17 protein-coding genes and 1 pseudogene are annotated in these 21,876 nt (G+C 63.3%); 8 read left to right on the forward strand and 10 right to left on the reverse strand.

The features are described from left to right. Window positions 1–117: 117 nt before the first annotated feature. A pseudogene (locus BXE_RS01765) lies at window positions 118–385 on the forward strand (TonB-dependent siderophore receptor); the annotation flags it as partial. A gap of 55 nt (window positions 386–440) precedes the next feature. On the opposite strand, the gene BXE_RS01770 reads toward BXE_RS01765, so the two are convergent. Next, entirely contained in the window at window positions 441–1,526 is a 1,086-nt protein-coding gene (locus tag BXE_RS01770) for an AI-2E family transporter (protein ID WP_011486719.1), read from the reverse strand. Between the two features lie 33 nt (window positions 1,527–1,559). Beyond that, window positions 1,560–4,433 carry an excinuclease ABC subunit UvrA gene (gene uvrA, locus BXE_RS01775; protein WP_011486720.1) on the reverse strand — a complete coding sequence of 958 codons (2,874 nt, stop codon included), beginning with the start codon at window positions 4,431–4,433 and terminating at the stop codon, window positions 1,560–1,562. A gap of 355 nt (window positions 4,434–4,788) precedes the next feature. Between uvrA and BXE_RS01780 the strand changes: the two genes are divergently transcribed. Continuing rightward, window positions 4,789–5,976, forward strand: a complete 1,188-nt coding sequence (locus BXE_RS01780) for an MFS transporter (RefSeq protein ID WP_041743926.1) — start codon at window positions 4,789–4,791, stop codon at window positions 5,974–5,976. A gap of 135 nt (window positions 5,977–6,111) precedes the next feature. Then, window positions 6,112–6,645 (forward strand): single-stranded DNA-binding protein, encoded by a 534-nt coding sequence (locus BXE_RS01785; protein ID WP_011486721.1) that lies wholly within the window; start codon window positions 6,112–6,114, stop codon window positions 6,643–6,645. A gap of 138 nt (window positions 6,646–6,783) precedes the next feature. On the opposite strand, the gene BXE_RS01790 is transcribed toward BXE_RS01785, so the two are convergent. Both BXE_RS01790 and BXE_RS01795 read right to left on the reverse strand, forming a co-directional pair. Next, the gene (locus BXE_RS01790; RefSeq protein WP_011486722.1) at window positions 6,784–8,097 is read right to left on the reverse strand and encodes an MFS transporter; all 1,314 of its coding nucleotides are present in this window, start codon (window positions 8,095–8,097) and stop codon (window positions 6,784–6,786) included. 132 nt (window positions 8,098–8,229) lie between these two features. Beyond that, complete coding sequence (locus BXE_RS01795; RefSeq protein ID WP_011486723.1) at window positions 8,230–8,661, reverse strand: VOC family protein; 432 nt, start codon at window positions 8,659–8,661, stop codon at window positions 8,230–8,232. A gap of 342 nt (window positions 8,662–9,003) precedes the next feature. Between BXE_RS01795 and BXE_RS01800 the strand changes: the two genes are divergently transcribed. Further along, window positions 9,004–9,744: a GntR family transcriptional regulator gene (locus BXE_RS01800; protein WP_007179390.1), complete on the forward strand. Its 741-nt coding sequence runs from the start codon at window positions 9,004–9,006 to the stop codon at window positions 9,742–9,744. A 4-nt stretch (window positions 9,745–9,748) separates the two neighbouring features. Here the strand turns inward: BXE_RS01800 and BXE_RS01805 are convergent, their stop codons facing one another. Beyond that, entirely contained in the window at window positions 9,749–11,134 is a 1,386-nt protein-coding gene (locus tag BXE_RS01805; protein ID WP_011486724.1) for an MmgE/PrpD family protein, read from the reverse strand. Between the two features lie 82 nt (window positions 11,135–11,216). After that, window positions 11,217–11,960 (reverse strand): FCD domain-containing protein, encoded by a 744-nt coding sequence (locus BXE_RS01810; protein ID WP_011486725.1) that lies wholly within the window; start codon window positions 11,958–11,960, stop codon window positions 11,217–11,219. 282 nt (window positions 11,961–12,242) lie between these two features. On the opposite strand from BXE_RS01810, the gene BXE_RS01815 reads away from it, so the two are divergent. The 4 genes from BXE_RS01815 to BXE_RS01830 all read left to right on the forward strand — a co-directional run bounded on the left by BXE_RS01815 (window position 12,243) and on the right by BXE_RS01830 (window position 17,055). Further along, window positions 12,243–13,526, forward strand: coding sequence for an MFS transporter (locus tag BXE_RS01815; RefSeq protein WP_011486726.1), 1,284 nt, complete (start codon window positions 12,243–12,245; stop codon window positions 13,524–13,526). 105 nt (window positions 13,527–13,631) lie between these two features. After that, window positions 13,632–14,933 carry an MFS transporter gene (locus BXE_RS01820; protein WP_011486727.1) on the forward strand — a complete coding sequence of 434 codons (1,302 nt, stop codon included), beginning with the start codon at window positions 13,632–13,634 and terminating at the stop codon, window positions 14,931–14,933. Continuing rightward, a complete protein-coding gene (locus tag BXE_RS01825) occupies window positions 14,930–15,682 on the forward strand; it encodes an SDR family NAD(P)-dependent oxidoreductase (RefSeq protein WP_011486728.1) in 753 nt (250 codons plus the stop codon). Before BXE_RS01820 ends, BXE_RS01825 begins: the two co-directional genes overlap by 4 nt. 203 nt (window positions 15,683–15,885) lie before the next feature. Further along, window positions 15,886–17,055 carry a porin gene (locus BXE_RS01830; protein ID WP_011486729.1) on the forward strand — a complete coding sequence of 390 codons (1,170 nt, stop codon included), beginning with the start codon at window positions 15,886–15,888 and terminating at the stop codon, window positions 17,053–17,055. A gap of 107 nt (window positions 17,056–17,162) precedes the next feature. Here BXE_RS01830 and BXE_RS01835 read toward each other — a convergent pair whose 3' ends face one another. From BXE_RS01835 to BXE_RS01850, 4 genes are all read right to left on the reverse strand, one after another. Then, window positions 17,163–18,506 (reverse strand): cytochrome c, encoded by a 1,344-nt coding sequence (locus BXE_RS01835; RefSeq protein WP_011486730.1) that lies wholly within the window; start codon window positions 18,504–18,506, stop codon window positions 17,163–17,165. 9 nt (window positions 18,507–18,515) lie between these two features. Further along, on the reverse strand, window positions 18,516–20,300 hold the full coding sequence (locus BXE_RS01840) for a GMC family oxidoreductase (protein ID WP_011486731.1): 1,785 nt from the start codon (window positions 20,298–20,300) through the stop codon (window positions 18,516–18,518). A gap of 63 nt (window positions 20,301–20,363) precedes the next feature. Continuing rightward, window positions 20,364–21,122 (reverse strand): gluconate 2-dehydrogenase subunit 3 family protein, encoded by a 759-nt coding sequence (locus BXE_RS01845; RefSeq protein ID WP_011486732.1) that lies wholly within the window; start codon window positions 21,120–21,122, stop codon window positions 20,364–20,366. 98 nt (window positions 21,123–21,220) lie between these two features. Then, window positions 21,221–21,772, reverse strand: a complete 552-nt coding sequence (locus tag BXE_RS01850; protein WP_011486733.1) for a GlcG/HbpS family heme-binding protein — start codon at window positions 21,770–21,772, stop codon at window positions 21,221–21,223. Between the last annotated feature and the right edge of the window lie 104 nt (window positions 21,773–21,876).

Here is a 21,876-nt window from a genome sequence, read left to right on the forward strand (position 1 = left end):
CTCCAGGCGGTCCGGCCAGCAAGGCTTTCCTCGAAGGTAGACCAGGTATATGCGACAAAATGCCGCATATCGAAGTTACAGTTCGCATGAATCCTCTGCATCATCGCGGCCCGGTGAGATCTCATCTGGATCAACACCAAGAATGAGAAGGGCGCGGCCAACAACGGCAACCGTGTGGCCGGCGCGCCGCGGTTCGTGGTGGCGGGTCACGCGACTTACTCGGTGCCGTATGTGCCGGGGCCGCGTATCGGCGCCGACGCGAAGTTCCGCGTGGCGATCGGCAACCTGCTCAATCGCCGCTACTGGGAGTATCGATACGCGGATTACGTGACGCCGGACGATCCGCACGTTGTCGCTGAATGCGGGCATCGACTTCCGAGCATAAAAAAAAGCGGCACCGAAGTGCCGCTCTGGTTCGCGTGGCCGCGCCGCCTGCCGGCTCAAACCAGCCGCAAGTAGATCAATTCCCGTTTGATGTACGCATAGAAGATCGGCGCCGCGACCACGCCGGGAATGCCGAACGCCGCTTCCATGATGAGCATGGCGATCAGCAGTTCCCACGCGCGCGCCTCGATCTGCCCGCCGACAATGCGCGCGTTCAGGAAGTATTCGAGCTTGTGGATCAGGATCAGGAACACGAGCGACATGACCGCCGCCGGAAAGCTCACCGAGAGCGCCACCGCGACGATGATCGTGTTCGAGATCAGATTGCCGATCACCGGCAGCAGGCCGACGATGAACGTGACCAGCACCAGCGTCTTGGACAGCGGCAGCGTGTCGTGGAAGATCGGCAGGATCACCAGCAGGAAGATGCCGGTGAAGACCGCGTTGATCGCGGAAATCTTCACCTGGGCGAACACGATACGGCGGAACGCATCGGCGAAACGTGTCACGCGCGTGACGAAGGCCGTGGACAGCGGCAGCCGCTGCATATGCTTCTGCGCGCCGACCGCGATGATCGCGCCGATGATCATGCCGATCAGGATATGCGTGAATGCGCGCGCCGCGGTCTTGCCGCTTTGCTGCAGCATGTTGGCGTGCGTCTGCATCAGCTCCGCCGCCCTGGTCTTCATCTGCTCGGTATCGACCGGCAGATAGTTGGCGACGAATTGCGGAATCCGGCCGCGCGCCTGGTCGATCAGCTGCATGGCCTGATCGAGCAGCTTCTGCACGCTCGGCACGTCGTTCTCGAAATGCTCGATGATGCCGAGCGTGAGCCCCGTCAGCGCGCCCACGATCACCGTGGCGAGAATCACCACGGCGAGCCAGCGTGCCCGCCTGCTCGACATGTGACGCTCGATACGCGGCGCGATAGTGTGGACCAGCTGGAACACCAGCAGCCCGGCGAGCAACGCGCCGAGCAGCTTGAGTTCGATGACCGCCCACATGCCGAACAGCATCACCACGTAACTGCCGATTTCGACTGCCGACAACCTCGGCAGGCTCATGTCGCTAGTCAGCCTGACCGGGCGTGGGCGCAGGTCCTGCACTTGCCCGTCTTCGCTCGCCTGATTCCGCTTGGTCATGGCTTATTCGTCCCCAACCCGAGTTGTGCCGCGTTACTTTTTGCTGGCCGCGCGTTTCAGCAGAGGCGCCAGGTATTTACCGGTAAAACTTGCTTTCGACTTCGCTACCTGTTCCGGCGTGCCTTGGGCAACGATCTGCCCGCCGCCCGCTCCGCCTTCCGGTCCGAGGTCGATGACCCAGTCCGCGGTTTTTATTACATCGAGATTATGCTCGATGATCACGACGGTATTACCCTGGTCCCGCAACCTGTGAATCACTTCGAGCAGCAGCGCGATGTCGTGAAAGTGCAGGCCGGTAGTCGGTTCGTCAAGTATGTATAGTGTGCGACCGGTATCACGCTTGCTCAGTTCCAACGATAGTTTGACGCGCTGCGCTTCGCCGCCCGAGAGCGTGGTGGCCGACTGGCCCAGCCGGATATAGCCCAGACCGACGTCCAGCAAGGTTTTCAGCTTGCGCGCGACGACCGGCACCGGCTTGAAGAACTCATAGGCGTTCTCCACCGTCATGTCGAGCACTTCGCTGATGTTCCTGCCTTTGTACTGAACGTCCAGCGTTTCGCGGTTGTAGCGCTTGCCGTGACAGACATCGCACGGCACGTACACGTCCGGCAGGAAGTGCATCTCGACCTTCAGCACGCCGTCGCCCTGACAGGATTCGCAGCGGCCGCCCTTCACGTTGAACGAGAAGCGGCCGGCTTCGTAGCCGCGCTCCTTCGCCGCCGGCACACCCGCGAACAGTTCGCGGATCGGCGTGAAGAGGCCGGTGTAGGTGGCTGGATTCGAGCGCGGCGTGCGGCCGATCGGCGACTGGTCGACGTTGATCACCTTGTCGAAGTGTTCGAGGCCCTCGATCGATTCGTATGGCGCCGGCTCCGTGGCCGAACCGTACAGGTGATGCGCGACCGCGTGATACAGCGTGTCGTTGATGAGCGTGGACTTGCCCGAACCGGACACGCCGGTCACGCAGGTCAGCAAGCCGACCGGCAGATCCAGCGACACATGCTTCAGATTGTTGCCATATGCCTCGACGATACGCAGACGCCGCTCGTCCGGCGCCTTGCGTTCGTCCGGGAACTCGATGTTGCGCGCGCCGGACATGTACTGCCCGGTCATCGACGCCGCGTTCGCCTGCACCTGTTTGGGCGTGCCCTCGGCGATCACCATGCCGCCGTGTTCGCCCGCGCCCGGTCCCATGTCGACCACGTAGTCGGCCATGCGGATCATGTCTTCGTCGTGTTCGACGACGATCACCGAGTTGCCCAGGTCGCGCAGATGCTTGAGCGTGGCGATCAGCCGGTCGTTATCGCGCTGATGCAGGCCGATGGACGGTTCGTCCAGCACGTACATCACGCCGGTTAGCCCCGAGCCGATCTGCGAGGCGAGGCGAATGCGCTGCGCCTCGCCGCCCGACAGCGTTTCCGCGCTGCGCTCCAGCGACAGATAGTCCAGCCCGACGTTGTTCAGGAACATCAGCCGCGCGACGATTTCCTTGACCACCTTGTCGGCGATCTCGCGCTTCGAGCCTTCCAGGCGCAGCGTCTGGAAATAGCCGAGCGCGTCGCGCAACGGCCAGCCGCTGATTTCGAAGATGCCGCGCGCGTCGCTGTCCGTGCCGATCCGCACGAAGCGCGCTTCGCGGCGCAGCCGCGTGCCGGCGCAGGCCGGGCAGGGCTGGTTGTTCTGATACTTGGCGAGCTCTTCGCGCACCGCGACCGAATCGGTCTCGCGATAACGCCGCTCCAGATTCGGGATGATCCCTTCGAATACATGCTCGCGCACCGAAGTGCGGCCGCGTTCGTTGATGTACGAGAACGGGATTTCCTGCTTGCCCGAGCCGAACAGCAGGATCTTGCGGACCTTCTCCGGCAGGTCCTCGACGGCGGTGTCGATATCGAATTCGTAGAACGCCGCGAGACTTTGCAGCATCTGGAAGTAGAACTGGTTGCGCCGGTCCCAGCCCTTCACCGCGCCCGCCGCGAGCGACAGCGACGGATGCGCGACCACCCGCTTCGGATCGAAGAAAGTGATCTGGCCGAGGCCGTCGCATTCCGGGCACGCACCCATCGGGTTGTTGAACGAGAAGAGGCGCGGCTCCAGTTCCTGCAGCGAGTACGAGCAGATCGGGCAGGCGAACTTCGAACTGAACAGATGCTCCTTGTCCGTATCCATTTCGAGCGCGATCGCGCGGCCGTCGGCAAGACGCAGCGCCGTTTCGAACGATTCGGCCAGACGCTGCTTCATGTCGGGGCGCACTTTCAGGCGGTCCACGACCACGTCGATGGTGTGCTTGTCGTTCTTCTTCAGTTTCGGCAGCGAGTCGACTTCATAGATTTTCGCGACGCCTTCATTGGCGGTGCCGCCGCCCGAGCGCACACGGAAACGGATAAAGCCTTGCGCCTGCATTTCCTCGAACAGTTCGACGTGCTCGCCTTTGCGGTTCGCCACCACGGGCGCGAGGATCATCAGCTTCGTTTCATCCGGCAGGGCGAGCGCTGCGTCGACCATCTGCGAGACGCTTTGCGCTTCCAGCGGAATTTCGTGGTCCGGACAGTAGGGCGTGCCGACCCGTGCGAACAGCAGACGCAGATAGTCGTGAATCTCGGTGACGGTGCCGACCGTGGAACGCGGATTGTGCGAGGTCGCTTTCTGCTCGATCGAGATGGCCGGCGACAGGCCTTCGATCAGATCGACGTCCGGCTTCTCCATCAATTGCAGAAACTGGCGCGCATAGGCGGAGAGACTTTCGACGTAGCGCCGTTGTCCTTCCGCATAGAGCGTGTCGAACGCCAGCGACGATTTGCCCGAGCCTGAAAGGCCCGTGATGACAACGAGCTTGTGACGGGGTAGGTCGAGGTTGACGTTCTTCAGGTTGTGGGTGCGAGCCCCACGAATACGGATTTGTTCCACGGATTTATTCCATGAACTGGCGGAAAGAGGAAGAGGCTAAACCTGCTACTATAACGACTTTTCAAGACCGCCGTTACGGCTTCCTGACAGCCTGAAGAGGCGTCGAAGCGAGCTGTAAGGCAGCGATCCAGCGTCGCGGGCAAGAGGTCTAACTGGGGCCGTTTTCCGCGAGTACAAGGCAACCGCGAGGCAACCGCAGGGCAACCGCGAGGCACCAGCGGGAATGCCGGGCTGTCCGCTCAACGCCGCGCCGCATGCCGGCCCGCCGTCCTGCGGCAAGCCGCGCGGTTCGTGGCCGCCTTGCCGCTGTGCCCGCCCGCGGTGTGCCGCCCAGCTCATTCAAAGAACGCTCCCGATGTCCAATCCGTCCGCCACTTCCTCACGCATGAGCGCGCCTGAACTGCGCGCGACCGTGTCGCTTGCCGCGATCTTCGCGCTGCGCATGCTGGGTCTCTTCATGATCATGCCGGTGTTCTCGATCTACGCGAAGACCATCCCCGGCGGCGACAACGTGCTGCTGGTGGGTATCGCGCTCGGCGCGTACGGCGTGACGCAGTCCATGCTTTACATCTTCTACGGCTGGGTCTCCGACAAGGTTGGCCGCAAACCGGTCATTGCGACCGGCCTCCTGATCTTCGCGCTCGGCAGCTTCGTGGCGGCGGGCGCGCACGATATGACGTGGATCATCGTCGGCCGGGTGATTCAGGGCATGGGCGCGGTGTCCTCCGCGGTGATCGCGTTTATCGCCGACCTGACCGCCGAAGAAAATCGCACCAAGGCAATGGCGATGGTGGGCGGCAGTATCGGCGTGTCGTTCGCGGTGGCGATCGTCGGCGCGCCGATCGTGTTCCAATGGGTCGGCATGAGCGGCCTGTTCACGCTGGTCGGCATCTTCTCGATTCTGGCCGTCGGCGTGGTGCTGTGGATCGTGCCCGATGCGCCCAAACCGGTGCACGTGCGCGCGCCGTTCGCCGAAGTGCTGCACAACGTCGAATTGCTGCGGCTGAATTTTGGCGTGCTCGTGCTGCACGCGACGCAAACCGCGTTGTTCCTCGTCGTGCCGCGCATTCTCGAAGCCGGTGGTCTGCCGGTCGCGTCGCACTGGAAAGTGTATTTGCCGGTCATGGGCCTCTCGTTCGTGATGATGGTGCCGGCGATCATCGCCGCGGAAAAGCGCGGCAAAATGAAAATCGTGCTGCTGTCGGCAATCGCTCTTATCCTGATCGGACAGTTGTTATTGGGCGTCGCTCCGCATACGATTCTGAGTGTGGCGGCGATCCTTTTTGTGTACTTTCTCGGCTTCAATATTCTCGAGGCTTCGCAGCCTTCGCTGGTGTCGAAGCTGGCGCCCGGAACCCGCAAGGGCGCGGCCGCCGGCGTGTACAACACCACGCAGTCGATCGGTCTTGCGCTGGGCGGGGTGGTCGGCGGCTGGTTGCTGAAGGCGGACGGTCAGAGCGCTGTGTTCTTCACTTGTTCGGGGCTCGTCTTTTGCTGGCTTATAATCGCCGCAAAGATGAAACAGCCGCCGCGCAAAGCGTAATACGGCGCATCCCGAACTCATCCAGAACTCACCCGGCGGCGGGCAGAGGCGCAGTTCCGGTCTCGGGCCCGCCGGCCCTGAAACGCGAACCGTGTATTGCCGCGCCGCCCGTAACGGAATCAACAGGAGAAACTCATGGCATCCGTGAACAAGGTCATTCTCGTCGGCAATCTCGGAGCCGATCCGGAAGTCCGTTATCTTCCGAGCGGCGACGCAGTGGCGAACATCCGCCTTGCAACGACGGATCGGTACAAGGACAAGGCGTCCGGCGAAATGAAGGAAGCGACCGAGTGGCACCGTGTGTCGTTCTTCGGCCGCCTCGCGGAAATCGTGTCCGAATATCTGAAGAAGGGCTCGTCGGTGTACCTGGAAGGGCGCATCCGTACCCGCAAGTGGCAGGCGCAAGACGGCACCGACCGTTACTCGACCGAAATCGTCGCTGAGCAGATGCAGATGCTGGGCGGCCGCGGCGGCTCGATGGGCGGTGGCGGCGACGAAGGTGGTTATAGCCGCGGTGAACCGTCGGAGCGCAGCGGCGGCGGTGGTCGCGCGGCGTCCGGTGGTGGCTCGCGTGGCGGCAGCGGTGGCGGCGCCGGCGGTGGCGCGAGCCGTCCGAGCGCGCCGGCTGGCGGCGGCTTCGATGAGATGGACGACGATATTCCGTTCTAAGCCTTCGCAGCCAAAGAACGTGAACACCAACCCCGCCTTCGTGCGGGGTTTTTTCTATCCGCTCGACGCTCGCGGCAACCGCGTTCGAACAACCGCTCCAAACATCGAACACGTCGCCCCACCCCGCACACCGTCAATTCAATAAGCGTCCATCTGTGCCGCAAAACCGCCCGCTTCTTCCGTCTCCGCTTCCGGCTCGCCGAGATACGGGCGGTCAGGGCGAATCCAGTGCGCGGCAATCGGTCCGAGCACGAGAAAGAACATCGACAGCGCGAATACCGGCTCCCATGAATGCATCGTATCGACCAGCCAGCCGACGAGCGGCGGCGACACCGAAGCCGCAATCCCAAGCCCGGTGTTCATGATGCTGCTCGACGTTGCCGCGTGATTGGGCGCGAGGTCCATCGCGACTGCCCACAGCGGCGCGGTCACGAGTTCGGAGAGAAACAGCGCGGCAGCCAGCGAGAACGCAGCGAGCGTCGCCGACGGGTGCAGGAACATCGGCACGAAGAACACGATCGGTGCGAGAAACCCGATGGTGATCAGCGTCTGGCGCGATCGGCGGATGTTGCCGGTCTTCCTGAACATCAGATCGCTGAGCCAGCCGCCCAGCGTGGTGCCGACGACGCCGCTCAAGAAAATTCCCGAACTGAAGACGGCTGAATGCCGGATATTCAGGTGATACGCCTGCGCAAAGAACGACGGCATCCAGTTCAGAAAGAACCACAGTATCCAGCCGTGACAGAAGCTCACCACAGTAGCCGGCCAAAGCGCGCGCAATAGCGGCGCCCAACGCATCGGCACACGCGTCTTGCCGACCTTCGCGGGCAGCCGTGCGATATCTTCCGGCGTGATACCCGGATGATCGGCGGGATTGTCGCGGTAATACCAGACCCACAGGACGACCCACGCAAGACTCGCCGCGCCGAGCAGGATGAACGCGATGTGCCACGAAAACGCGGTGATCAGGCCAGCCACGAGAATCGGCGTGGATGCATTGCCGAGCCGGGCGCACGCATGCGTGATGCCTTGTGAAAATCCACGGCGCTCGGGCTCCATCCACGCGGTCAGCGCGCGAGCCGAGGCCGGCACGATCGGGCTTTCACCCAGCCCGACGACGAAGCGCGCCAGCAGCAGTGTCGCGAGGCCGCCGGCGAAGCCGGTCAGGAGCGTGCCCAGACCCCACAGCACGCCGCACACCGCAAGCATCTTGCGGGCGCCGAGGCGATCGCCGATAAAGCCGCCCGGAATCATCGCGAGCGCATAGGTCAGCGCAAAAGCGGAAAACACGATGCCAAGCTGTGAATTGCTCAGATGCAGATCGCGACGGATCGCGAGAGCGGCAGTAGAGATATTCGTGCGGTCCACGTACATCAGGAACGACATGATGCACAGGACAACCAGTACGCCTGTGGTCGCGGAAAAGCGGCTGCGCCGGCGGATCGATTCCATCGTGTCTCCTTCTTGCGACTACGCAACGACACGTGCCGTTGCGCCTTGTGTCGCGGCGTCGCGGGAATGGCGCCCGCGACGCCGTACGTCGAACAGCTCGCTATGAATTGGTTTGATGCGAGCCGGAACGTTTTACTCGAGTACTTCGCCGTGCACGCCGGCCGCGAGTGTCTTCTTTTCCCAGCGCTGCATCGGCACGACTTCGGCAACCGGGCCGTTCGGCGAGCGGAACTTGACCGGCAGATGACCCGGCGCCGTGAGGATCTCGCCGCCGTTTTCCTTGATCTGCTCGATGAACGCGTCGAGGTCTTCCACTTCCATGCCGATGTGATGAATGCACGGCGCCGGACCGGCGAAATCGGCTTCATCCGAATCAGACGACTCGTAGTGAATCAGCGTCAGATCCATATAGCCGTCGGTCAGGTGATGCGAAATGTGATCGCCGTTCTTGCCCTTGCGGCGCACCGTATTCACATGCTTGTAGCCGAACACGTTCTCATAGAACGCGCGCTCTTTCTCGACGTCTTCGACCTTGAATGCGATGTGCTTGATGAAATTCGGCATGGTCCATCTCCTTTGATGTAAGCGCGCGAGCCTGCGCGATGAAGATCAGTCTAGGACGGCATGCGTTTTCAGTCAATCGAATCATTCGAATGATTCGAATTAATGGATAGGTTCGGGTTGATGCCGATTGCCGCCGGGCGCCGGTTCCTGTGGTGTTCCGGCGTGTCCCGGCACGGTCGCGGTGACGCATATAGGTGTCGATCCTGTATCCTTCGGAGAATTCGCCGTGCGGGCTGCGAATCGGGCCGGGGCGGCGCATGTCGTACGTGCGCTCGCGGCCATTTCATCGCGGTTCGAGCGGCTCGTTCCGACTTCTTTCTCTTCACTCTGACACTGACCTGAATGCCAGGATTTCGTACTCCGGGAGAGCAACCGCTCTATGAAATCGTCCGCGCCCGTATTCTCGAGCGCCTGCGTACCGGCCAATGGACGGCCGGCGACAAGATCCCCGCAGAGCCGCAACTGGCCGAAGAATTCGGCGTGGGCATCGGCACGATCCGCCGCGCCGTCGAAGAACTGGTGGCCGAGCGCCTGCTGATTCGCCGCGCGGGGCGCGGCACGATCGTCGCGAAGTTCGCCGACGAACACGCGTTCGACCAGTACTTCAGCTTTGTCGATACGACCGGCGAGCTGATGAAGGTGACCGCGCGCCTGCTGCGCTTTGGCAAGGAGCGCGCGAGCCCGGCGCTCGCCTCGACGCTCAGGCTCGAGCGCGGCGCACGGCTTGCCACTGCGGATAATCTTCGGCTGCATGACGACGTTCCGGTCATGCTCGATCGCTTGTGGATGCCACTCGACGTGTTTCCGGACCTCGACGCAGGAAAGTTCGAAGCGCGGCGCGGCTCTATCTACGGTTTTTACCAGGAGCACTTCGGGATTTCAGTCGTGCGCGTGGTGGAAGACCTGGGCGGCGCGGCCGCCGACGAAGAAGCGGCGCGCGCGCTCAACATTGAAGTGGGCGCGCCGGTGCTGCGCATCGAGCGCACGGCTTACACGTTCAAGGACCAGCCGGTCGAATTTCGCGTGCGCCTTGTCGATTCGAGCCGCTGTTCCTATCGGAACGTGCGCGGCTTGCAGGACTGATCGGCTATTGCCGGAACCGTGCGATCGTGCCGAGGGCCGGCTCGCCGAACACGGTTTCGCACCATCCGCGCGCCTCGTCGGCGAGCGCGGCGTTCCAGCCGCCGTGCTGCGCGTTGTCGACGAATTTTTGCGCGAGTTCGGCGCCCGTCAGCGGCTCGCGCGCACCGCCGCGCATATGCGGCTGACGCACTTCCTGCACGGTGCCGTCGTTGAGCGTGGCGCGCAGATGGCCGGTGAAATTGTCCGGATACTCGTTATCCGGGTCGATCACGTAGCGGATCTTGCCGGCCAGCGCGAGCACCGCGGGATCGTGAATCCGGGCTTCGGTGAATTGACCGAAGCCCGCTTTGCGATCGAAGAAACCCACGGCCATGCAGAACGGTGTGCTGAATTTCGCGGCATAAGCGGTCGGCGGCCGATGCTTGACGGCGAGTTCTTCCCATAGACGATGCACCGTGCCTTCGCCGACTTCGCACACGATGTCGCGAATCTGCTCCGCCTGCACGCCGCGCTCCGCGAGTGCGATGGCGCAATCGATATACGGCTGGGTCATGGTCCCGCACGCATAGGGCTTGAACGCGATCGTTTCCATGATCCACGACTCGCCGAGCGTCTCGAGCACCGGCGAAAAATCCGGCGCGCGAGACGGCGCGAACGCCTTGAAGAAACCGTGCTTGCCTTCGAGCACGGTGCGCGGGCCGTCGAAGCCGCCGCGCGCCATCAGCGCCGCGCGAATGCCCGACTGGGCGGCCCAGCCGGCATGCATGCGTTTGGTCGACGTGCCTTCGGCCAGATACTCGATGATCCCCGCCGCCATGCTGCCCGCAATACCGAGCGCCGACGTGGTTTGCCGTGCCTCCAGGCGCAGCGCGGCCGCGACGCCGCCGGCTGCCGCAAGTGCGCCGATCACGGCGGTCGGATGGAAACCGGCGCTATGAATTGCGCGCGGTGCGACGAGACTCAGCCGGCACATCAACTCCGCGCCGACGGCGATGCCGCGTAGCAATGCTTCGCCACCGAGGCCTTCGCGTTCGCAGGCCGCGAGCACCGCGGGCACGACCACGGCACCCGAATGCACCGGGCCGCCTTCAAAGGTGTCGTCATAGTCTTCGCCGTGCGCGGCGGTGCCGTTGATCAGCGCCGCATCGAACGCGCTGAAGCTGCCCGCGTGGCCGAGCGCCGTGCACGCGCCGCCCGGATCGGTGGCCTGCAGCGTCGCCCGGACATAGGATTCGCCGCGCCCGGCAATGCACAAGCCGGTTACGTCGAGCAGCAGCAGACGGGCGATTTCGACCGTCCGGTCCGGCAATGCAGACGCATGCACATCGGCGATCCAGGCGCCCAGTTTTTCGGCAATGACGCCGGGTCCTTCTGGTTTTTCAACGCTCATATGGGTGACCGCTCCGAGTCGGTATTGAAATGCGTGCGCCGCTGTGCTGCGCGTTTGCAAAGCGTGGGGCTTGCTAGCGTTGCTAGCGCGAACCGTCGGCGAGGGTGGTTTGCGCCGCTTCGCCAGCAGGGACTTCGGCTGCGGACGCGGTGTCGTCGGCGTTGTGCGCGGCGATTGCGCGCTGGAAACCCGCCTGCACGTGCTGACGCATGGCCTGCGCGACGGCTTCGGGGTCGCGCCTTGCAAGTGCGTCGAGAATCAGCCGGTGTTCGGTGTGCGACGCCTGCGAGCTGCCCGCAATGGAGAAGCCGCGGCGGCGCAGCAGATGCATGCGGTTGACCACCTGCCGGTACAGGCCAAGCATTGTTGCGTTGCCCGACAGTTCCATCAGCCGGTCATGAAACGCAATGTTCAACGTGAAGTAATTATTCAGCTCGCCATGGATCGAGCTGGCTTCGAGTTGATCGAGCATGGCGTGCAGATCCTGCAACTGCGTGTCGGTGATCCGCGACGCCAGCCGCCGGCCGGCCAACTCGTCGAGTCCGGCGCGCACTTCATAGAGTTCGGCGGCTTCCGCATCGGAAATCTCGCGGATGTAGACGCCCCGATTCTTTTCGAGCCACACGAGACCGGCTTCCTCGAGTGCGCGGAACGCCTCGCGCACCGGACTGCGGCTGATTTTCAGATGCTCGGCGAGATCCATCTCGTTGAGTTTCATGCCGGCCTCGAGCTCGCCAGTCTTGATCCGGCGAAGGATCTCCTCCTGCACGAGACCGGACAGCGTAACGGAGCGAAGCAACTCGAGCGAACTGGTGGGGCGGGGCATGGACGGGCCTGTATGAGGAAAACGGGCAGTGTACTACGCACATTGCGTCTTGAAGATTGTCGACAACATACTATTCACCGCACGAGCGCGCAACTAGAACTTGCCACTATTTGCGTATTGTCGACAATATGTACAATGAGATTCCGCACTTTGGCGATTGCGGTTTCATGCGTCCATCGTCGCGTCCTCGCGCCGACAGCGTGCGCGTTGGCGAAATCATTGTCGACAAAAAACAGGCTGCGATACCCACGAACGCGGCGGACCGTGGATTCAGGAGACGAGATGTCGAGTTCGATCGACCTGGCAGTCGTAGTAGCGCGCCCGTATCGCGTGTTCATCGCCACATGGGCGGGCTGGATGCTGGACGGTTTCGACAACGCCATCTACATCTACGTCATCGTGCCCGCGTTGACCGAGTTGCTGCCCAAAAGCGGCTTCGTGGCCGATCACGCGCATATTGCACGGCTCGGCGGCTTGATGTTCAGCCTCTTCATGCTCGGCTGGGCCTGCTCGATGTTCTGGGGCTGGTGCGCGGACCGATTCGGCCGCGTCCCTACCATGTGCGCGACCATCCTCATTTATTCGATCTTCACCGGCGCTTGTGGGCTCGCGCCCGGCATCGTATCGTTCGCGATCTTCCGTTTCCTGACGGGTTTCGGCATAGGCGGCGAATGGGCCGCCGGCGCGCCGCTGCTTCAGGAGTCGGTGCCAGAGCATCTGCGCGAGCGTTTGTCGGGCTGGCTGCACACCGGCACGCCGATCGGCTTTCTGCTGGCTTCCGCCGCCGCGCTGGTGATTCTGCCGCTGGGCGGCTGGCGGGTTCTGTTTCTGATCGGCAGCGCACCCGCGTTGCTGACCATCTGGCTGCGGCTCGGCGTACCGGAGTCGCGCCGCTGGCAGGAACAGCGTCGCGTGCAGGGGCCGCGTGCGCGTGTGCGCGACCTGTTCGCGCGCGACATGGCGCGCACCACGTGGTCGGCCGCGCTGATGATGACGTGCCTGATATTCGGCCTGTGGTCGTCGACCTTCTGGATTCCGACGCTCGTGATCACGTGGCAGCGCGCGGGCGGCGCATCCGTCGCCGATGCGCAGTATCTGGGCTCGCTGAGCGGCTTGATCCTGAGCGTCGGCACGCTCGCCGGTTGCGTTGCGATGCCGTGGATCGTGCGCTGGATTCCGCGTCGTAAATCGGTCGCCAGCGTGTTCTTCTCCGGCGCGCTGATCTGCAATGTCGCCTCGTACTTCGGCATTGTGGTGTTGCTGAAAAGCCTGCCGCTATTCCTGATCACACTGCCGCTGCTCGGCTTCTTCACAAGCGGCGTGTTCTCGCTGTTCACGATCTGGCTGCCCGAAATGTTTCCGACGATGCAGCGCGCGCTCGGTTCCGGATTCGCCTTCAGCTTCGGCCGCGTCCTCGGCGCGGCGGGACCGTCGATTGTCGGCGCGCTCGCGGCGATGTTCGGTTCCTATCCGCTCGCGATCACCGCGGTTTCGCTGATCTATCTGGTCGGTCTGTTCTGCGTGAAGTGGGCGCCGGAAACCGCGCACCGGGCATTGCGGCAGTGACTCTATGTATTCCGAACGATCCGCGTCGCATGTTGACGGGCGTCCGCGACAATCGAAAATGAAGGAGCAAACCATGCAACACGATAACCGGCAGGGCGGTTCGCGATGAAATCGAAAGCAGGCATGTTCACCGGTACGACAGGCAGGGTTTTTCTGCTGATCTGCGCGATGTATTTCATCGAATACGTCGACCGCGTGAACCTTTCCATTGCGGCGCCGCTGCTGAAGTCGGAGATGCATCTGTCGAATACGCAGCTTGGTATCGCGCTCTCGGCGTTCGGCTATTGCTATGCGATTTTTCAGGTCGTCAACGGTTATCTGGGCGACCGGATCGGACCGCGCCGGATGCTGGCGTTCTCCGGCATTCTGTGGGCGCTCGGCACGCTCGCGACCGGTGTCACAGGCGGCCTCGCGACGCTGGTGCTCTCGCGCGCGCTGGTCGGTCTCGGCGAAGCCGGCACGATTCCGAACGCCACGCGCGCAATGGCCAACTGGGTTCCGCTGGCAAAACGGGGCTTCGCGCAAGGCTTCACGCACTCGGCCGCGCGCGCGGCGGCCACCGTCACGCCGCCGCTGATCGTGCTGCTGATTCCGCTGCTCGGCTGGCGCGGCGCGTTTATCGCGCTCGGTTGCGTCAGCGCGATCTGGGTGGTGGTCTGGGCACTGTATTTCCGCGACGACCCACGCACGCATCCGTCGATCACTGCCGGCGAAGTCGACACGTTGCCGCCGTATGCCGGCCCGCGCCATCGCACGGCGGTGCCGTGGTGGGCGCTGATCCGGCGCATCCTGCCGGTCACGCTGGTGTTCTTCTGCCACGCATGGACGCTGTGGCTGTATCTGAGCTGGCTGCCGAGCTTCTTTGTCGGCGTGTACGGGATCGATCTGAAGAGCACGGCGCTGTTCACGTCGGGCGTGTTTCTCGCCGGCGTGGTCGGCGATACGGCGGGCGGCCTGTTGACCGATGCGATCTACCGCCGCACCGGCAATCTGAATACGGCGCGCCGCAACGTGATCATCATGGGCTTTGCGGGCTCGCTGCTGTTTCTCACATGCGTGCTGTTCGTGCGCGACCGCACCGTGATCGCGTTGTGTCTGGCCGCTGCACTATTCTGTCTCGAATCCACCGAAGGCCCGATCTGGGCGGTGCCGATGGATATCGCGCCGGCCTTCGCGGGCGTCGCGAGCGGCTTCATCAGCACGGCGGCCGGACTCGCGGCCGTGGTGTCGCCGGTCGCGTTCGGCCTGATCACCGACATGACGGGCAGCTACCGCCTGCCGTTCGTCATGTCGATCGCGCTGCTGCTGGTGGGTATCGGGCTGTCGTTCTGGATTCGCCCTGACCGGCCGCTGCAAGCCGGCGCGAAACCCACGCTATCAACGAAATCACTGGGAGTGCATTCATGAAAGGAGAAGTCAGCAGCGTCGCGGTCGTCACCGGCGCGGCGCGCAATATTGGCCGCGAGATCGCGTTGCAACTCGCGGCGGCGGGCAATGCGGTGATCGTCAATGCGCGCAGTTCCGCCGCCGAGGCCGCCGAAGTCGTGCGCGAGATCGAAGCGGCGGGCGGCCGCGCGGCCGCGCATCTGGCCGACGTCAGCGAACCGGCAGGCGCGCGAAGTCTGATGGAAGCGGCGATTGACCATTTCGGGCAGATCGACATTCTCGTCAACAACGCCGCGGTACGCCGCGAAGTGCCGTTCGCGGAACTGGATTTTGCGCGCTGGCGCGAAGTGATGTCGGTGATTCTGGACGGCGCGTATCTTTGCGCGCACGCGGCGCTGCCCTATCTGCGGCAGTCGAAGGCCGGCGCGATCGTCAATATCGGCGGCATGTCCGCGCATGCCGGTTCGGCCGGCCGCGCGCACGTCATTGCCGCGAAGGCGGGACTCGTCGGTCTGACGCGCGCGCTCGCGCACGACCTGGGTCCGGACGGCATCACCGTCAACTGCGTCGTGCCCGGTCTGATTGCGACCGTGCGCGGGGGCTCGGCGGGCAATACCGAACCTGCGCATCACGCCGAACGCACCACGTTGCTCGGCCGGCGCGGCCAGCCCGACGAAGTCGCGAGCCTCGTGCAGTTTCTATGCGGCCCGACAGCACGCTATCTGACGGGACAGGCGATTCATGCGAACGGCGGCGCCTTTCTAGGCTGAGCGCCGGCTGACCAGCGCCCGGCCAATGCCTGACCAGGCCGGCGGCGCAAACCACACGCGCCGTCGCCAGTCCCACCCGGCGTCGAACCCGAGGGCGAGGGTTTCGTAGGAGGATTGCTTATGCAGTAACGATCAGATTGATTAGTACAACATATCGGATGGTTTCACTCACAAATAAATCATGACCTGGTGGAGAAGACAAAATGAGGAAGTCGCTTTTTGCATTGTCGATATTGAGCACCTTTGCCGCGAGCGCGCATGCGCAGAGCACGATGACGCTGTACGGCATTCTCGATGAAGGTGTGATGATCAACACGAACGCGAAGAACGTGGTGAACGGCAAGAACGTGGGCGGCCGGCAGTTCTCGATCGATTCCAACGCGGGCACGCAGGGCAGCCGCTGGGGCCTGCGGGGCGCCGAGGATCTGGGCGGCGGCATGAAGGCGATCTTCGTGCTGGAGTCGGGCATCAACGTCAGCACGGGCGCGTTCGGGCAGGGCGGCACCGCATTCGGCCGGCAGGCTTTCGTGGGTCTTGCCAGCAGTTCGCTCGGCTCCGTCACGTTGGGCCGCCAGTACGACAGCATCAACGATTACGTCGGCAATTACGGCTTTGCCGCGGCATACGGCGGTTCGACCACGGAGCATCCGGGCGACCTCGACAACGTCAATCATACGTTCCGCGCGAACAGCACGGTCAAGTACGCAAGCCCGAATTTCAACGGTCTGACTTTCGGCGGCACGGTGAGTCTGGGCGGCGTGGCGGGCGAGGTTTCGCAGTCGAGCGGATACAGCCTCGGCGCGAACTATGGACACGGACCGGTCGGAATCGCCGTTGCGTACGAACTGTTCCGGAATCCGTCGGCGCTGGGCTCGATCCTGAATAGCAACGCCAGCGCCACGACGTTCAATTCGCTGAATTCGGGCTATCTCGGCACGAAGCCGGCCAACTCGCTGCAAATCATCACGACAGGCGGTTCGTATGATTTCGGCCCGGCAAAAATCGGCGCGGTGTATTCGAATACCCGATACATGAATATCGGCGCATTCGGTGGCGCGAGCGCAACCTTCAACAGCTATGAACTGAACGGTCTCTATCGATTCACGCCGGCGCTGTCGATCGCGGGTGAATACAACTATACGAAGGGCAATGCAGTCAGAGGCGACATTGGTGACCAGAAGTACAACCAGTTCTCGCTACTGATCGACTACGCCCTGTCCAAGCGTACCGACGTCTACTTCCTCGGCACTTTCCAGACCGCGAGCGGCACGAGTTCAACGGGTGCCGCGGCGGTCGCGGATATCGGCAGTCTCGGCGATTCGTCGAACAATCATCAGGCCGTGGCGCGTATCGCGATCCATCACAAGTTCTAGGCGCGCTGCTGTTTGCTGTTCCACACGCAAAGCTCAGGGCATCGGTCGATGCCCTGAGCTTCGGTTGCTCACGTCTTACGCGCAATTACGACGCGGGCATCGCGAGTCTATTTTGCGCCGACCGTCACGGCGCGAACCTTCGCGACCTCGGCGGCGGAAACATCGGTCGCGCGATTTCCCCAACTACCGCGGACAAAGCTCAGTAGATCGGCGATCTGCCGATCGGTCAGACGCCAGCCGAAATCGGGCATGGCGAGCGGCGTCGGTGCCGCTGCCGTGGACGGCATGTGCGAGCCGCTCAAGACGATATGAATCAGCGATGCCGGATCGTCGCTGAGCACCGCGGCATTGCCGTTCAGACTCGGGAACGCAGGCATCGCGCCCGTGCCGTCGGTGCGATGACAGGCGGCGCAGTTGTCCAGATAGAGACGCGCGCCGGCTGAATCGACGTGACCCGCCCTGAGCGCGCTCGCCGTCCGGTCCGTATAAGTCGTCTGCGGTGCGACCGTCGGCGTCGCACGCGCCTGCAAAGCCGGCGACGTCAGATACGTTGCAATCGCGTTCAGATCGTCGTCGTGAAGATACTGCGTGCTGTCGTCGATGACTTCCGTCATCGGACCGAACGCCGCGCCGTCGTGCAGACGTCCGCTGCGCAGGTAGGCGACGAGGTCCGCCTTGCCCGATACCTTGCTGCTGTCGGATGTCTGCAGCGGGTGTCCGCGCAGGTTTGGCGCGTACCAGCCCGCGAGCGTATTGCCGGACAGAAACACGGTGTTGTCCTTGTCGTCGAGCGCGGTTTCCTGCCCGAGCATGCCGTGCGGCGTATGACATGCGCCGCAATGCGCGAGCCCTTGCACCAGATACGCGCCACGATTCCATTCGACGCTCTGGTGCGGGTCCGCCCGATAGGCCGGATGATCGTGCGCATACCAGCGGTCCCATATCGACATCAACACGCGGACGTTGAATGGAAACCGCAGTGCCGAGGCACGATTGGTTTGCTCGACGGGTTTGACGCCCTGCGTGAAATAGCGGTACAGCGCGTGCATGTCGGCGTCGTCGATCTTTGCGTACGACGGATACGGCATGGCCGGATAGAGACGATGGCCGTCTTTGGCGATACCCTGGCGCAACGCCGTGGCGAAGTCGTCATAGCTATAGCTGCCGATGCCGGTCGATGCGTCCGGTGTGATGTTGGTCGAATAGAGCGTACCGAAGGGCGTCGCAAGCGGCAGGCCGCCGGCGAACGGTTGCGCCTTGTTCGCCGTGTGACAGGCCGCGCAGTCGCCGGCTTTCGCGAGATACGCGCCTTGAGCCAGTTGCGCGTCGACCGTCGTCGGCGCGGGCACGGTGCCGGGCGCCTGCGCGTTCGCAGCGCCGGGCGTGCCGCTGCAGATCAGCGCAAACACGGGTATCAGGTATTGCTTCAAGCGGTCGGGAATCATGTTCATGATGGCCGCTCATGCCTCGACCAGCGGGCCGGGATTCTTCAGATAGGTCTCGCGAATCGCTTTCGCCGCGTAGTACGTCATTGCGCCGATCGTGCCGGTCGGATTGATGCCGAGATTTTGCGGAAATGAACAGGCGCCCGCCACGAATACGTTCGGAACATCCCAGGACTGGAGATATTTGTTGACCACGCTGTTATCCGGCCGGTCGCCCGCGATCGCGCCGCCGGTCGTATGCGTGCTCTGATACGGGCCGACGTCGAAGTGATCGCCCGGCTTGCCCGCATTGATGGCAACCGATGCCGGCTTCGGGTTCATCGCGCGCGCGACTTCGGCGGCCTTGTGGCTGACGAACTGCGTCATGCGGCCCTCGTTGTCTTTCCAGTCGAAGGTCATGCGCAATAACGGCAGCCCGTACGCATCCTTGTAGGTCGGATCGAGATCGAGGTAGTTGTCGCGGTACGACATCACGGAGCCTTGCGTGGAGATGGCGAACGAATGCAGATAGTGATCCTTCACTGCCTTCTTCCAGCCTGATCCCCACTTCGGCGTGCCGGGCGGCACCAGCGCCTGCGCAATCGGGCGGCCGCCCGTTACGGTTGCAAACGTGATCGCACCGCCAATGAAATTCACCGGACCGTGATCGAAGTTGTCCGCATTGAAATCGTCATAGACCACACCGCCCGATCCCGAACCGATGAACGGATTGATCGCGACGTCCTTGTCGAAGAAGACGGGAATCTTGCTGTTCTTCTGATAAGCGTAGTTTTTGCCGACGGTGCCTTCGCCGGTAGCGGGATCGTACGGCTTGCCGATACCCGATAGCAGGAGCAGGCGCACGTTGTGCATCTGGTAAGCACAGAGCGCGACGATATCCGCCGGCTGCTCGACCGTGCGTCCCTGCGCGTCGATGTAGGTGACGCCGGTTGCGCGCTTGCCGGTCGGGTCGAGATTGACCTTGATGACCGCCGAGCGCTCGCGCAATTCGAAATTGGGCTTTCTCGCGAGCGCCGGAAGAATGCACGTTTGCGGCGACGCTTTCGAAAACATGTAGCAGCCGAACAGCTCGCAATAGCCGCAGAAGTTGCACGGCCCTAACTGCATGCCATATGGGTTCTTATAGGCTTTGGATGCAATCGACGCGGGCGTTGGATACGGGTGATAGCCGACTTCACGCGCGGCCTGCTCGAACAGCATCGACGGATACGCGGTGGGCAACGGCGGCAACGCGTAGTCGCGCGAGCGTGGCGCCTCGAACGGGTTACCGCCGCTGATTGGCCGGCCATTGAGGTTGCCCGCCCTGCCCGAGGTGCCCGCGACGTACTCGAAGCGGTCGTAGAACGGTTCGAGCTCGGCCGCGCTGACCGGCCAGTCCTGAATCGTCATGTCGTCGGGAATGAACTGCTTGCCGTAGCGTTGCTCGTAATGGCTGCGCAGTTTCAGGTCGGCGTCGGTTGCGCGATAGGTGAAGCCGTTCCAATGCACGCCCGAGCCGCCCACGCCGTCGCCGAACAGAAATGCGCCGTACTGGCGCAGCGGCAACGCGACCTCGTTCGCCTGGCGGCGGATCGTCACGGTCTCGTGCGCGAGGCTTTGCATCAGCTTGTAACGCTGCACGTAGGTCAGTTCGTCAGCGATCTTCGGATACGCGAAGTCAGGATAGGTGTCGCGGTTCTCGCCGCGCTCGAGGCCGACCACGGTAAGGCCGGCGTCCGCCAGTTCGATCGCCATGATCGAGCCGGACCAGCCCATGCCAACGACTACCGCGTCCACTTTGGGTTGACTGATATTCGCCATGTGTCTCCTCCTGGCGTGTGTTTTATGTGGTGCTGCGCTGAAACCGGTTAGATAAGGATCACGCTATGTTTTGCCTTCTATCGTCGCGGGACCGAGCGGGTACACCTTGCCGGGTTGCGCGACCCAGTCGAGATAGTCGGCGCGCGCGCCGGGAAAACCGATCATGGTCCAGCTTGCGGCGTGTCTGTTGCCGCCGTGAATCGGGTCGGAGAAATAGCCTTCCTTCGTGTTCTGCCACAACAGCGCGATGAAATGACCGGCAGAGGTCTGCCCGAATCTGACCTTGCCGGTATCCATGCCATGCAGCAGCGCGTCTTGCTGCGCGGCACTCAACTGCACGAAACCCTTGCCGCCGAAGTGCGCCTTGCAATAGCCGTCGAGCGCCGCAATGCCGGTGCGGTAAAGGTCGCGCGGCGACATCGGACTTTGATAGCCCGCGAGCGGTGTGGCGTCCGGATGGAACGGACCCTTCATGTACCAGCCCGCCGCATGGCCGAAGGCGCCTTCCATCTGCCTGTCGATAAATGCCGCGACGTCGAGTTCCAGCGCGCCCGGTCCTTCCGCGTCGGCGGGAATCAGGCGGTCGATCGCCGCCTGAATCAGACGCCATTCGTCGGGCTTGAAAAACTTTGGCTGGTACGCGGCCGGGCTTGCGCTGTCCGTGCCGGCCTCGCCCGACGCCGACGCCACGGCGTCGGCGGGGCGTTGACACGCTGCGAGGCTGCCCGCCACCGGCAAGACTGCGACGGTGTTGATCAGGAACCGGCGCCGTGATGGAACGATGGAAGTCGTCGTTGACGCCGCCGCGGGTTTGTCATCCATGAGACGCTGCTCCGTTCGTTAAGAAGGTATCCTGATCAATGCGGTTCGTGCCCGCCATCGGAGCGCCGCACTCCACGTGGAAACAGCGAGCCGTACGCCTACTTCAGCGCGTCCGCGCCCGCCTTGCAGATATCCGCATCCTGATCGCCGCTGCCGCCGCTGCATCCGATCGCGCCGACGATCTTGCCGCCGATCACGAGCGGATAGCCGCCGGGCGAGGCGACCACCGAAGGATCGAGCGTCGCCGAATAGGTATGGCCGGCTTCGAAGCCGTTATAGAACGTGCGCGTATCGCGGCGGAATCGCGCAGCGGTCGCGGCCTTGCGCAGCGCGATGTTCGGCGACGAGTTCTGCGTGTCGTCCATCTTCGCGAACGCGACGAGCTCTCCACTCGGATCAGTCACCGCGATGGCTTCGGGCCAGCCGTGCCGGGCGGCTTCGGCTTCAGCGGCCTGGAGCGCCTGATTGGCGTTTTGCAGGCTGATCGGCATGCCGTACGGAATGTCGAACGGCGAGCGCGCCGGCAGGCCGCCGGCCGAAGGCTGGGAGGCGGGCGTCTGCGCGTTGGCGTCGCCCAGTGCCACGCCCAGTGCGGCGCCGAGCGAGAACAGCGCGAGCAGCGAGGCTTTGATCATTCGCTTGTTGGTCATATTGGGTTTTCCGTGTTGTGGCCGGTCAGGCGTCGAGCGCGTTCAGCAAGACGGCTGGTGACGACTTCGCCCGCCGTGTCCGGCACACCGGGCGAAGCGCGTCG

Source organism: Paraburkholderia xenovorans LB400, assembly GCF_000013645.1.
GTDB classification, from domain to species: Bacteria; Pseudomonadota; Gammaproteobacteria; order Burkholderiales; family Burkholderiaceae; genus Paraburkholderia; species Paraburkholderia xenovorans.

What these genes read in the sequence shown, in the direction of transcription:
- BXE_RS01825 (WP_011486728.1), top strand. Translation starts at nt 14,930, where the DNA reads ATGAAAGGAGAAGTCAGCAGCGTCGCGGTCGTCACCGGCGCGGCGCGC.
- BXE_RS01850 (WP_011486733.1), bottom strand. Translation starts at nt 21,772, where the DNA reads ATGACCAACAAGCGAATGATCAAAGCCTCGCTGCTCGCGCTGTTCTCG.
- BXE_RS01785 (WP_011486721.1), top strand. Translation starts at nt 6,112, where the DNA reads ATGGCATCCGTGAACAAGGTCATTCTCGTCGGCAATCTCGGAGCCGAT.
- BXE_RS01835 (WP_011486730.1), bottom strand. Translation starts at nt 18,506, where the DNA reads ATGAACATGATTCCCGACCGCTTGAAGCAATACCTGATACCCGTGTTT.
- BXE_RS01790 (WP_011486722.1), bottom strand. Translation starts at nt 8,097, where the DNA reads ATGGAATCGATCCGCCGGCGCAGCCGCTTTTCCGCGACCACAGGCGTA.
- BXE_RS01770 (WP_011486719.1), bottom strand. Translation starts at nt 1,526, where the DNA reads ATGACCAAGCGGAATCAGGCGAGCGAAGACGGGCAAGTGCAGGACCTG.
- BXE_RS01840 (WP_011486731.1), bottom strand. Translation starts at nt 20,300, where the DNA reads ATGGCGAATATCAGTCAACCCAAAGTGGACGCGGTAGTCGTTGGCATG.
- BXE_RS01830 (WP_011486729.1), top strand. Translation starts at nt 15,886, where the DNA reads ATGAGGAAGTCGCTTTTTGCATTGTCGATATTGAGCACCTTTGCCGCG.
- BXE_RS01845 (WP_011486732.1), bottom strand. Translation starts at nt 21,122, where the DNA reads ATGGATGACAAACCCGCGGCGGCGTCAACGACGACTTCCATCGTTCCA.
- BXE_RS01820 (WP_011486727.1), top strand. Translation starts at nt 13,632, where the DNA reads ATGAAATCGAAAGCAGGCATGTTCACCGGTACGACAGGCAGGGTTTTT.
- BXE_RS01795 (WP_011486723.1), bottom strand. Translation starts at nt 8,661, where the DNA reads ATGCCGAATTTCATCAAGCACATCGCATTCAAGGTCGAAGACGTCGAG.
- BXE_RS01800 (WP_007179390.1), top strand. Translation starts at nt 9,004, where the DNA reads ATGCCAGGATTTCGTACTCCGGGAGAGCAACCGCTCTATGAAATCGTC.
- BXE_RS01815 (WP_011486726.1), top strand. Translation starts at nt 12,243, where the DNA reads ATGTCGAGTTCGATCGACCTGGCAGTCGTAGTAGCGCGCCCGTATCGC.
- BXE_RS01805 (WP_011486724.1), bottom strand. Translation starts at nt 11,134, where the DNA reads ATGAGCGTTGAAAAACCAGAAGGACCCGGCGTCATTGCCGAAAAACTG.
- BXE_RS01810 (WP_011486725.1), bottom strand. Translation starts at nt 11,960, where the DNA reads ATGCCCCGCCCCACCAGTTCGCTCGAGTTGCTTCGCTCCGTTACGCTG.
- BXE_RS01780 (WP_041743926.1), top strand. Translation starts at nt 4,789, where the DNA reads ATGTCCAATCCGTCCGCCACTTCCTCACGCATGAGCGCGCCTGAACTG.